The sequence below is a fragment of the Flavobacterium sp. LMO6 genome (genome assembly GCF_009495795.1).
Classification (GTDB): Bacteria; Bacteroidota; Bacteroidia; order Flavobacteriales; family Flavobacteriaceae; genus Flavobacterium.
In genome coordinates, this window is sequence record NZ_WIBH01000002.1 from 122802 (window position 1) to 136056 (window position 13255).

Below are 13255 nucleotides of genomic sequence, written 5' to 3' on the forward strand. Positions count from 1 at the left end.
TCATGGATAGAAATAGTAACGGATATACTTTTTTGTTTGCAGGAATTATGGTAACGGTTGTAGGAGCTTTATTAGCTTTTACTGCAACATCATTAAAACCAGCTCAGGACGAAAATGTTAAGAAAGAAAAGATGCAAAATATTCTTGCTTCTGTAGGAGTAGTTGTAGATAGAGAAGCTGCGGCAGCTAAATTTGAATCGGTAATTAAAGAAAAATTAGCTTTAAAAGAAGATGGTTCTGTTGCAAATGGCGTTGATGCTTTTAATGTTGATTTAAAAGAAGAATTGTCAAAACCAGCTTCAGCACAAACATACCCACTTTATCTTGCAGAAGAAGGTGGTAAAAAATTCTATATCATTCCTTTAAGAGGAGCGGGATTATGGGATGCAATTTGGGGTTATGTTGCTTTAGAAGAAGATATGAATACTGTAAAAGGTGCCGTATTTGATCATAAAGGAGAAACACCAGGTTTAGGTGCAGAAATTACTCAAAAATGGTTTCAAGACCGTTTTGTAGGTAAAAAAATTAAAGATGCTTCAGGAAAAATTGAAGGAGTAAAAGTTGTTAAAGCTAACGCAACTCCAAATGATGTTGATGCAATTTCAGGAGCAACAATTACAAGTAATGGTGTTTCTGCAATGGTTGCAGAAAGATTAGCACATTACCAAAATTATTTTGATAAACAAAAATAAGAAGTCATGGCAGAAAAAAATAGTTTAAAATCCTTAGTGGTTGATCCATTAAATGACAATAACCCAATTACCGTTCAGGTATTAGGTATTTGTTCTGCTCTTGCTATTACGGTTCAATTAAAACCTGCAATAGTAATGGCTTTATCAGTAATGGTAGTTACGGCTTTTAGTAATTTAATTATCTCTTTATTGCGTAATTTAATTCCTAATCGTATTCGTATCATTGTGCAGTTAGTAGTTGTAGCGGCTTTAGTAATTTTAGTTGACCAAGTACTGAAAGCATTTGCTTATGATGTTAGTAAACAATTATCAGTATTTGTTGGTTTAATTATCACAAACTGTATTGTAATGGGACGTTTAGAGGCATTCGCTTTAGCTAATCCTCCAGGAAAATCTTTTATGGATGGAATAGGAAATGGTTTAGGATATGGTGTAATCTTAGTTTTAGTAGCATTCTTTAGAGAATTATTAGGTTCTGGAAAATTATTAGGATTTGAAGTTCTTGGTCATAAAGGAGCAACTATTGCAGATTCTACAGGCTTATACGCAATGGGTTATGAAAATAACGGACTAATGTTATTATCTCCAATGGCACTTATTGTGGTTGGTTTAATCATTTGGGCGCAACGTGCTAAGAATCGTAAATTAATAGAAAACTAATAGCTTTTGCTATTTAAAATATATAACAATGCAAGAATTAGCTAGTTTATTTGTAAAAAGTATCTTCATTGAAAATATGATTTTCGCATATTTTCTTGGAATGTGTTCTTATTTAGCGGTTTCTAAAACGGTTAAAACGGCAGTAGGACTTGGTGTAGCAGTAGTATTTGTATTAGCTATTACAGTGCCTATCAATTATTTATTAGATAATTATTTATTAAAACCAGGAGCGTTAGCATGGGCAGGATATGGTGAATATGACTTAAGTTTCTTAAGCTTTATCATGTTTATTGCTGTAATTGCTTCTATGGTACAATTAGTAGAAATGGTAGTTGAAAAATTTGCTCCAGCATTATATAGTGCTTTAGGTATTTTCTTGCCATTAATCGCTGTTAACTGTGCTATTTTAGGAGGTTCTTTATTTATGCAGCAAAAAGCATTTAATTCAGTAACAGAAGCAACAACTTACGGGTTAGGTTCTGGTATTGGATGGTTTTTAGCAATTTTAGCTATTGCAGCTATTAGAGAAAAAATTGCTTATTCAAATGTACCTGCACCATTAAAAGGATTAGGAATTACGTTCTTAATTACGGGATTAATGGCAATCGCATTCATGAGTTTCATGGGTATTAAAATATAATTAGAAAACAATTAACTTATGGAAATAGTATTAAGTGTTGTAGTGTTTTTAACCATTGTTTTCCTTTTAGTAGGAATATTACTTGGTGCAAAAGCTAAATTACTGCCTTCTGGGCCAGTAAGTATTAAAATTAATGGAGAAAATGAAATTGAAGTAGAATCGGGTAGTTCTCTTCTTTCAACTCTAGGAAATAATAAAATCTTTTTACCATCAGCTTGTGGTGGTGGAGGTACATGTATTCAATGTAAATGTATTGTAACTGAAGGTGGCGGGGAAGCACTTCCAACTGAAGTTCCTCATTTTAGTAGAAAAGAATTAGCTGCTGGATGGAGACTTGGGTGCCAAGTTAAAGTTAAGAATGATATGGTTATCGAAGTTCCAGAAGAAGTTTTTGGAATTAAAAAATTCGAAGCTAAAGTATATTCTAACTACAACGTAGCTTCTTTTATTAAAGAATTTATTGTTGAATTACCAGATGATATGCATTACGAAGCAGGAGGGTATATTCAAATTGAAATTCCTAAATGTGAAGTTAAATTTTCTGACATGGATATTACAGCTCATCCAGAAGAACATCCTGGTGATCCTGAAAAATTCAAAGCAGAGTGGGATAAGTTTAAGTTATGGCCTTTAGTTATGAAAAATGACGAATTGGTGGAAAGAGCTTACTCTATGGCTTCTTACCCAGCTGAAGGAAGAAAAATTATGTTAAATGTTCGTATTGCAACGCCTCCTTTTGACAGAGCTATAAACGATTGGATGAAAGTAAACCCAGGTATTGCTTCTTCATACGTTTTCTCAAGAAAAGCTGGAGACCCTGTTGTGGTTTCAGGACCTTATGGTGAATTCTTTATCAACGAATCAGAAGCAGAGATGCTATATGTTGGTGGAGGTGCTGGTATGGCGCCAATGCGTTCTCACCTTTATCACCTTTTCCGTACAGTAAAAACAGGAAGAAAAGTTACGTATTGGTATGGAGGTCGTTCTAAGCGTGAATTGTTTTATACAGATCATTTTAGAGCATTAGAAAAAGATTTTCCTAACTTTAAATTCTATTTAGCGCTTTCTGAACCAGCTCCAGAAGATAACTGGAAAGTGAAAGAAGGTGTTGATGGAGAAGGAGACGGATTTGTTGGGTTTATTCACAATGTTGTAATTGATAACTATTTGTCTAAACATGAAAATCCTGAGGATATTGAATTATATTTCTGTGGTCCACCTATGATGAACAAAGCTGTTCAAAAAATGGGGGAAGACTTTGGTTTAGACCCAGATAACATCAGATTTGATGATTTTGGAGGTTAGTCCAAATTTATATATACCAAAACCGATTCAGAAATGAGTCGGTTTTTTTGTTTTTTAACAGTTGTTAAAGTATAATTTTTATTACATTGCGTTCAAATTAGTCCCAAACTATATTTATAATGAAAAAAACGTACCTACTATTATTGTTATTTGTCGCTTTTTTTGCAAAAGCACAAAATGATCAAAAAAAACAAATTAAACTTACTTCACACAACAAAGAATCTGTTCGTAGATTTGGAGTTGTAAGATGCTTGTCAACAGAGGCCGATTCTTTAAGCAGAATTCAAAATCCTAGTAGAGGAACTATTAATGAATTTGAAGATTGGTTAGCGCCAAAAATCGAACAATATAAGAGACAAGTTGCAAATGGAACCTTGAATAGAGCGACTATTTTAACAATTCCGGTTGTTGTTCATGTAATTCATAATGGAGATGCCGTTGGAACAGGAGAGAACATTAATGACAACCAAGTGCTTTCTCAAATTAGAGTTTTAAATGAAGACTTCAGACGCATGTTAGGCACTCCAGGTTACAACACTAATCCTATAGGAGCAGATATTGAGATAGAATTTTGTATGGCACAAACAGATCCATTTGGTGCAGCAACTAATGGTATAAATCGTGTTAATACCGGTGTAGCAAGTTATAATTCTATGGCTGCAACAGATGCAATGAAAACTACCACAATTTGGGATCCAACACAATATTTAAATATGTGGTCGGTTCGTTTTGGTGGAGGTATGGCAGGAACATTAGGTTATGCCCAGTTTCCAGACAATTCTGGTTTAGGAGGTTTGACTGCAAGTGGTGGAGCTGCTAATACAGACGGTGTTGTTTCTTCTTTTGATGCGTTTGGCTCACAAGCATATGCGGCTGGTACTTATAATCCAACATATAATTTGGGTAGAACAATGACTCACGAGGTAGGGCACTGGGTTGGATTGCGTCATATATGGGGAGATGGTAATTGCACAGTTGATGATTTTTGCGCTGACACTCCAGGTTCAGATGCTGCCAATTTTGGATGTCCAAACACAAATAGTTGTGTTGACCCTGCACCTGATCCTAGAGATATGGTTGAAAATTATATGGATTATACCGATGATGCCTGTATGAACATTTTTACTGAAGATCAAAAATCAAGAATTCGTACCGTTTTTACAGTTTCTCCTAGGAGAATGGAATTAGCATCTTCAACTAAATGTCAACCACCTTCACCAATTATAGGGTTTAATACAGATGAAACAATTATAAATGAAGCTACTGATTGTGGTTATCAAGATGTTGTTTTGAGTTTAGGAATTGCTTTAGCTCCTAGTGCTGACGCAACAGTTACATTTACAACTTCAGGAACAGCTACAGGTTCAGGCTTAGATTTTGATATTTTTCCAGCTTCTGTTATTTTTCCAGCAGGTTCAACTCCTACCAGAAATGTTACCGTTAGAATTTATAACGACGGACAAGTTGAGTCAACAGAGAATATTTTGATAGGAATGAATATTGCAACGAGTGGTAATGCTGTTATTACATCAGGAACTTTAAAAGACCACCTTGTTACAATTAATGATGATGATTTTGCACCATCTCCATCTGTTACAGTAGATATTATGAATGCAGATTTTAATACAGGTGCAAATGGTTTTACTTCTACTGGTAATGCAGGTTCAGATTTTTTTAGATTAGGTACAGCGGTTACTGCTTCTAGTGCTTTTTGGACAATACAAAATACAAATGCAACTCAATTTGCTTTTAGTAATGACGACACTTGTAATTGTAATAAAAATAACGACATGCTAATTTCTCCAGTATTTAGTTTAGCAGGCTTGTCAAACGCAACTTTAACTTTTGATCATGCTTTTTCAGCTGGAGTTTTAGCTGAAGTAGGCGAAGTGCGTATTTCTACAAATGGAGGAGCTACGTGGACTACAATACAAACTTTAACGAATACAAGTACGGCGTTAGGTGGAGGTGCTATTTCTACTCCTTGGGTTAACGGTAATACAATTAACTTAGCAGCATATTTAGGACAAACTAATCTTAGACTTGCTTTTCGTTATAGAGATGGAGGCGGATGGAATTACGGAATGGCAATAGACAATGTAAGAGTGTTTTCTAGTACTGTAGCTGTAATTCAAGAAGCAGTAAATAGTGCTAATAAAGATAATGTACAATTACGAAATAATGAAACAGTACATTGGTTTGATCCAGCTACTAATAATGTAATGGGAACTATTCAAAATGCTTCCACTTTTGATTATGGATGTACAACTGTTGAAGTAGATAGAAGTCAAGTTTCATTAGGAGCTGCTACTGGACCTTTTATTGATACAAATGTTGCAAATGAAATTTTAGCAAAAACATTTTATATCAATCCAACGAATGATTCTTCAACCGGAAATTATACCGTTTCATTCTATTATACAAATGCAGAGGTTTTGGCTTGGGAAACAGCTACAGGTAAATCAAGAACAGAACTTCATGTGATAAAAGTTATAGACAACCCAGTAAATTTAGTAAATGATATTAATTTTAGTGGTTTTAATATTGAAGAAATTCCAGCAACTATTGTAGCTTTTGGATCAGATGTTATTTTTCAGGCTACATTTTCTACAAATTTAGCTGGAGGTTATGCTTTAGGACCAAAATCTACTATTAATTGTGGTGATATTGTTTCTACTTGGGATGGATCCACGTGGTCAAATGGAAGTCCTAACAAACAGATTGCAATTGTAATTAATGGAGATTATGACACCGCGCTAAATGGAAGTTTTGAATGCTGTAGTTTAGTTGTTAATTCTGGATTTAATTTTGATATCCAGGCAGACAATTATGTTTTAGTTGTGAATGAATTAACCAATAATGGTACTTTCTCAATTTTTAATAATGGATCTTTAATTCAAGAAAATGATATGGCTATAAATACAGGTACTATATCATATGAAAGAATAGCATCAGTAAGATTACAAGATTATGTTTATTGGTCTTCTCCAATTTCAGGTTTTGATGTTAATGATATTTCCCCACTTACTCCGTCTGCTTTTTATTGGACATGGAATCCAACAGCATTAAATTCCAATTCTGGGCAAGGAAATTGGGTTAATGCATCTTCAATAATGGATCCAGGTGTTGGATATATTGTTAGAGCGCCAAATGGTTTTAGTAATACGGTTAACCAAAACTGGGTGGTTAATTTTAATAATGGAGTTCCTAATAACGGAGTATACTCACCTGTAATATCTCGAGGAGATAACTTAAATTCTGGTGCTGTAAGTTCTAGTGGAATTACATTAACAGACACAGATGATAATTGGAATTTAATAGGGAATCCTTATCCATCTTCAATAGGAGTAAATGCATTTTTAAATGCAAATTCAGAAATTGATGGTTTTGTTCGTGTTTGGTCTCATAGTACGTTGCCAACTGCTTTAAATTCTAGTTCATTTTATAATAATTTCAATTCAAATTACTCTGCCTCAGATTATATAACAATCAATGGTGCAGGTTCTACTAGTGGTCCAGGGACACTAAGTGTAATTGGAGGAGGTCAATCTTTCTTTGTGTTAATGAATTCAGGTTCTGCAGCAAATAGCACTGTAACATTTAATAATTCAATGAGAGATAAAACGTTTTCAAATAGTCAGTTTTATAGAACTTCAAATATTGAAAATGATTTTGAAAACCATAGAATTTGGTTAGACTTAGTAAGTACTACAGAAACATCAAGAACTCTTATTTCTTATAACGACAGAGCAACTAATGGAAGAGATAGATTGTATGATGCTTTAACGAATTATAGAAATAATCAAAATATTTATTCGTTACTGGAGAATAACCCAATGGTGATTCAAGGAAAAGCTTTGCCTTTCTCAGAAGAAGATGTTGTTAAAATAGGTGTAAAAGTTCCTTCAAATGGTCAGTATTCAATTGCAATTGGAGCTTTAGATGGTTTGTTTGCTAATCAAAATATTTTTATAAAAGATAATGTAAATAATGTTGTACATGATTTAAAATCTTCTCCTTATAGTTTTACAGCGGTAGCAGGAATATTGAATAATCGATTTGAAATTATTTATAAACCAACTGTTTTAAGTGCTGAAGATTTTACAAGTAACAATCTAACTGTTTATGTAGAATCAAAAATTATTAATGTAGTTTCTTCTACTGAAGATATTGAAGAAATCAATGTGTTTGATGTGTTGGGTAGAAAACTTTACGAAAATATTTCAATAAATAATAAGACTTTTTCTATACCATTATTAAATACAAATAATCAAACATTAATTTTGAAGGTAAAATTTAAAAATGGTCAGGTTTACACACAAAAAATCATTTTATAAATTTCAAAGAGGATAAATATTTATAATAAACCGATTCAGAAATGAGTCGGTTTTTTTATTTGTAACCATTCAATTCGTACTTTTGTAACATGGAAGAGTTAACCGAGCAAGAATTGCATCAAATTGCTATGAATCATGTGGGTAAAGACCTAGAAAAAAAAGGTTTTGAATTCATTGCAATTAATAGCCAATTAAAAAAGCATCCACAATTTGTTTGTGTAGATACGCAAAATACGCTTCATTTTGTAATGGTTCAGGCTGTGCCATACCCAATAAATCCAGATGAACCAAATGTTCTGTTTATAGAAACATTTATTAATCATGCTAAAACAAAAAAAGCTAAAGTATTGTTTGCTGGAGTTGGTATAGCAAATGCTGACGATTTTGAAAAACCTGTTTACACAACATCTGACTATATTATCAATTACAATGGCTATCAAGAACTTTTATAATTTACTAGTTTTACTAGTAGTATTGACTTCGTGCAAAAAAAACGAAACCCAAATTTTCACTATTCAAGGTGAGGCTCAAGGAAGTACTTACTCTATCAAGTTTGTTGCTACCGAAGAAAATGTAACTAAAAATCAAATAGATTCTTTGTTAACTGCTTTTGATTTATCGCTTTCAACCTATAGAACAGATTCTAAAATTTCCAAAATAAACGCAGGTGATACGTCAGTTGTAGTAGATGATTTTTTTACAGAAACGTTTCATCTTTCTAAACAAATTTGTAAAGAAACCGAAGGGTTGTTTGATCCTACTATTGGGGTTTTAGTAAACGCATATGGTTTTGGTCCTAATCGTCAACATAAAAATTTAAATCAAACACAAATTGATAGTTTGCTTAATTATGTTGGGTTTGATAAAATTAATTTGAATTCCGATAACACAATAACTAAAAAGCATAACGAAACCTATATCGATTTTAATGCGATTGCTCAAGGGTATTCAGTTGATGTAGTGGTAAATTATTTAAAATCTAAAGGAATTGAAAATGCCATTGTAGAAATAGGTGGCGAATTATTTGCTTTAGGAAAAAATACAATAGATAATAAAAATTGGATAGTAGGAGTAGACGATCCTTTACAAATGCCAGAAGAGCGCACATTAATTGCTAAAGTAAGCCTTGAAAATTTAGGAATGGCAACTTCGGGAAATTATCGTAAAGTTATGATTGATGAGAAAACAGGTGAAAAATTTGTGCATATCATCAATCCGAAAACAGGATTAGCGCAAAAAAATAATGTTTTAAGTGCAACAGTTTTATCAAAATCCGCAGGTTTGTCTGACGGATATGCTACAGCCTTTATGTTGATGAGTTTGGAAGAAAGTAAGTTGTTTCTTCAAAAACATCCAGAATTATATGTAATGCTTTTATACTCAGACAGTCAAAATAAGATGCAACAATTTACTACAGATAACTTTAATTTATTAATTAAAGAATAATTCTAAACAAGAATTTAATTGTTAAAACTTGTATAATAAATTTTTGATTTTGTAGTTATAGATATAATTTTATCCAATCAAAATCAAATTTTATGAAGAAATTTAAAATTTCCATTTCTTTATTGCTATTTGTTCCGGCATTTATTTTTGCGCAGGAATTTAAGCTTGAAGATCCAATTCCAACTGATCCAAATGTAAAAATTGGAAAACTATCAAACGGATTAACCTACTACATCCGTAAAAATGCAAAACCTGAAGAAAAGGTAGATTTACGCTTAGTTGTAAATGCGGGTTCAATTCAAGAAACAGACGAACAACAAGGTTTAGCCCATTTCATGGAACACATGTGTTTCAACGGAACAAAACGATTCCCAAAAAATGAATTGGTAAATTATCTTCAAAGTATTGGGGTGAAATTCGGTCAACATTTAAACGCTTACACTAGTTTTGATGAAACGGTTTACTTTTTACCAATTCCTTCAGACGATAAAGATAAAGTTGAAAAAGGATTTCAAATTATAGAAGATTGGGCTTTTAATACGACTTTAACTCCTGAAGAAATTGATAAAGAAAGAGGTGTTGTTTTAGAAGAATACCGTTTAGGTTTAGGTGCTGATAAAAGAATGATGGGTCGATTTATGCCTAAAATGATGTATAATTCATTATATGCTAAACGTCTTCCTATTGGACAAAAAGAAATTCTAGAAAATTTTACATATGATAAATTAACTAGTTTTTATAAAGATTGGTATCGTCCTAATTTAATGGCAGTAATTGTTGTTGGAGATATTGATGTCGCTGAAATGGAACAAAAAGTGATTGCTCATTTTGGAAAATATAAAAATCCAAAAAAACAAAAAGAGAGAAAAACGTATGATGTTCCAAATCATAAAGAAACATTTGTAGCGGTAGAGTCTGATAAAGAAGCAGCATTTGCTCAAGTACAATTATTGTATAAAGATTATGATGAACCAAAAAAAGTAGTAACAATTGCAGATTTTAGAGAATATCTAGCTCAAGGACTTTTTTCTACAATGCTAAATAATAGATTAGAGGAATTGCAAAACAGTCCAAATCCTCCTTTTAATTTTGGTTTTACTTATCATGGCGGAACTTTTGCACGAACAAAAGAAGCGTTTCAATCTTTTGCAATGGTTTCCCAAGATAAACAATTAGAAGCTTTAAAAGTTTTAGTAACAGAGAACGAAAGAGTAAGATTGTTTGGGTTTACACAAGGTGAATTAGAACGTGCAAAAGCAGAATATTTTTCTCAAATTGAAAGACAATATAACGAAAGAGAAAAAAATGAATCTGAAAATTTTGTTTCGGAATACCAATCAAATTTCCTAGAAAAAGAACCAATACCTAGTATCGAATGGACATTTGATATTTTTAAAAAAATGTTACCAACAATAACGGTTGAAGATACAAACGTTTTAATTGCTAAATATTTAAAAGAAGATAATAGAGTGGTTATCTTAACAGGTCCAGAGAAAGAAGGATTAGCTAAGCCAACAGAACAAGAAGTGTTAAATTCTTTAACGGTAAATAAAAGTGAACTAACTGCTTATGCTGAAACTAAAGTTTCCGAAAGTTTATTGAGAAATCAAGTTAAAGAAGGAAGTATCGTTTCAAAAGAAAGTAATTCGAAATTAGGAACAACTACTTTAAAACTTTCTAACGGTGCTACTGTAGTGTACAAAAAGACTGATTTTAAAAACGATCAAGTAATGTTTGAAGCACTAAGTTTTGGTGGTTCAAATTTGTTTACAAATGATGAAATGGCTAGAGTTTCATTAGCAATGGGCGGTTTGTCGGAAGCAGGTTTTTCTGGAATGTCTAAAAATGACATTAATAAATTTATGACTGGAAAAATAGCAAGAGTAAATCCATATGTTTATGGTATTTATGAAGGATTAAATGGGTCTTCAACTCCAAAAGATTTAGAATATTTATTTCAAATGACGTATGCTTATTTTACTGATTTAAATTTTGATAAAGAAGCATTTACAGGTTTTATTACTAAGCAAAAAGGATTTATGTCTAATATGATGTCGCAACCTGCATCTTATTTTTCAAATGAATTTTATACGTATTTAAATAAAGAAAATCCAAGATATAAAGGTTTTCCAAAAGAAGAAGATTTTGACAAAGCCGATTATGAACTAGCTTATAAAAAGTATAAAGAGCGTTTTGCAAATGCAGCGGATTTTAACTTTTATTTTGTTGGAAATTTTGATGAGGCGCAATTAGAAGCTTTCTCTGCTAAATATATTGCATCATTACCTTCAAATAATAGTGCGAAAGAAAGTGCAAAAGATTTAGGATACAGAATGTTAAAAGGCTCTCATAAAAAAATAGTAAATAAAGGGAAAGATCCAAAAAGTACTGTTAATATTATGATTTATGGAGATACTAAATATGATGCAAAAGAAGCATTTGCTTTAAAAGCATTAGGCGAAGTGTTAACTATAAAATTAGTAGAAGAACTTAGAGAAAATGAAAGTGGTGTTTATGGAGTAGGCGCAAGAGGAAGCATGAGTAAAGTGCCTTATGGAAGTTACAATTTCTCTATTTCATTTCCTTGTGGTCCAGAAAATGCTGAAAAACTTACCGAATCTGCTTTAAGGGAGTTAAATAAAATAGTTATGAATGGTCCTGAACAAGTAGATTTAGATAAATTTAAAGAAGCTTCAAGGTTAGAATACAAAGAAAGCTTAAAAGATAACCGCTACTGGATGTCAGTTTTAAAACGTCAATATACAGATGGTGTTAATCCAGAAGAAGTATTTGAATTTGAAGCTAAATTGAATGCATTAACCGTTAAAGAACTTCAAGATGTGGCTAAGAAATATTTAGATAAAGATAAAGTAATTGGTATGTTAATGCCGGAAGAATAAAGAGGTTTTTATTAAATTCAAAATCCCGCAATTGTAGTAATTGCGGGATTTTTATTATTTATAACAAACTGGAATAATTTCCCCTTTTGCTAAACAATATTTTTCTACTAATTCGGGTGTGATTTTTTTGGTGTAATCTACTTCATCAACTTTAAAACCAATGCTTCTTAGTTTGTCAAAGTAATCTCTTCCGTAAACTCTAACGTGGTCGTATTGTCCGAAGATTTTTGCTCTTTCTTTTTCATCGGTAATAGAATCGTCAGAAAAAGTAACATCACGTGATAAATCTTGTGGAATTTGAAAGATTCCCATTCCGCCTGGTTTTAAAACACGATATAATTCTTGCATTGCCTTTGTGTCATCTGGAATATGTTCCAAAACGTGATTACATAAAATCATGTCATACGAATTATCTTCAAAAGGTAAATTGCAAATATCTGCTTTAACATCGGCTAAAGGCGAGAATAAATCGGTAGTCGTATAATCTAAATTGGTTTGTTTTTTAAAACGTTTGTAAAATTCTTGTTCGGGTGCAAAGTGTAATATTTTCTTTGGCGCCGTAAAAAAATCAGTTTCATTTTGTAAATACAACCATAGTAAACGATGTCTTTCTAATGAAAGTGTACTTGGTGATAAAACGTTGTTGCGTTGTGTTCCATATCCATAAGGTAAAAACATACGAAAGCTTTTCCCATCAATTGGATCCGTAAAGCGACTTCCCTTTAATAAAAAAGCTAAAACAGGGCGAACCACAATACTCAATCGAATCAATATCGGACGCGGAATAGTATTTAATATAAGTTTAAAAAGTTTTTTCATATTTTTTTTGAACACAGATTTCACAAATTTTCACAGATTCTTTTTTGTTGAATCTTTATAATATTATTCTTTTATATTTTAAACTGTCTTCTCCAAAATTTACTAACAAACCAATTTTATTTTTAGAAGCTGCTAAATAATTTAACACTTGTTTGGTTTCACTAGAAGTAAGTGTCTGAATTGCTTTTAATTCTAATATGATTTCTCCAAAGACTGTAAAGTCAGAAAAATAATATCGGGGTAAAACTATGCCTTTATAATTGATGTTGTATTGTTTTTCTCTTTCATAAGGAATATTATTTATTTTAAATTCATATTCTAAAGCATCACCATAAACATTTTCGTTATGTCCTTTACCTAAAACTTTATGTACTTCCATACACAATCCAATGGTGTTATAGGTTTCGTCTTTTAAGTAATATTCGTCAAGCATATTAAAAAATATAATCTGTGATA

The 13255-nt window shown here is 32.0% G+C and carries 10 protein-coding genes; 8 read left to right on the forward strand and 2 right to left on the reverse strand.

The features are described 5' to 3' along the window. Positions 1-2 precede the first annotated feature (2 nt). The 8 genes from nqrC (at position 3) to GFJ99_RS03135 (ending at position 11980) form a co-directional block, all read left to right on the forward strand. Complete coding sequence (nqrC, locus tag GFJ99_RS03100) at positions 3-692, forward strand: NADH:ubiquinone reductase (Na(+)-transporting) subunit C (protein WP_008256255.1); 690 nt, start codon at positions 3-5, stop codon at positions 690-692. Between the two features lie 6 nt (positions 693-698). After that, on the forward strand, positions 699-1352 hold the full coding sequence (locus GFJ99_RS03105) for an NADH:ubiquinone reductase (Na(+)-transporting) subunit D (protein ID WP_008256261.1): 654 nt from the start codon (positions 699-701) through the stop codon (positions 1350-1352). 28 nt (positions 1353-1380) lie between these two features. Next, the gene (gene nqrE, locus GFJ99_RS03110) at positions 1381-1992 is read left to right on the forward strand and encodes an NADH:ubiquinone reductase (Na(+)-transporting) subunit E (RefSeq protein WP_008256262.1); all 612 of its coding nucleotides are present in this window, start codon (positions 1381-1383) and stop codon (positions 1990-1992) included. Between the two features lie 18 nt (positions 1993-2010). After that, a complete protein-coding gene (nqrF, locus tag GFJ99_RS03115; protein ID WP_008256263.1) occupies positions 2011-3297 on the forward strand; it encodes an NADH:ubiquinone reductase (Na(+)-transporting) subunit F in 1287 nt (428 codons plus the stop codon). 119 nt (positions 3298-3416) lie between these two features. After that, on the forward strand, positions 3417-7634 hold the full coding sequence (locus GFJ99_RS03120; RefSeq protein ID WP_153207489.1) for a M43 family zinc metalloprotease: 4218 nt from the start codon (positions 3417-3419) through the stop codon (positions 7632-7634). Between the two features lie 89 nt (positions 7635-7723). Further along, positions 7724-8086, forward strand: a complete 363-nt coding sequence (locus tag GFJ99_RS03125) for a hypothetical protein (protein WP_008256265.1) — start codon at positions 7724-7726, stop codon at positions 8084-8086. Then, positions 8064-9080 carry an FAD:protein FMN transferase gene (locus GFJ99_RS03130; protein ID WP_153207490.1) on the forward strand — a complete coding sequence of 339 codons (1017 nt, stop codon included), beginning with the start codon at positions 8064-8066 and terminating at the stop codon, positions 9078-9080. Before GFJ99_RS03125 ends, GFJ99_RS03130 begins: the two co-directional genes overlap by 23 nt. Before the next feature lie 92 nt (positions 9081-9172). Continuing rightward, positions 9173-11980, forward strand: coding sequence for a pitrilysin family protein (locus tag GFJ99_RS03135; RefSeq protein WP_153207491.1), 2808 nt, complete (start codon positions 9173-9175; stop codon positions 11978-11980). Positions 11981-12034: 54 nt separating this feature from the next. Here the strand turns inward: GFJ99_RS03135 and GFJ99_RS03140 are convergent, their stop codons facing one another. Both GFJ99_RS03140 and GFJ99_RS03145 read right to left on the reverse strand, forming a co-directional pair. Then, the gene (locus GFJ99_RS03140; RefSeq protein ID WP_153207492.1) at positions 12035-12799 is read right to left on the reverse strand and encodes a class I SAM-dependent methyltransferase; all 765 of its coding nucleotides are present in this window, start codon (positions 12797-12799) and stop codon (positions 12035-12037) included. Positions 12800-12854: 55 nt separating this feature from the next. Further along, entirely contained in the window at positions 12855-13232 is a 378-nt protein-coding gene (locus GFJ99_RS03145; protein WP_153207493.1) for a GxxExxY protein, read from the reverse strand. Between the last annotated feature and the right edge of the window lie 23 nt (positions 13233-13255).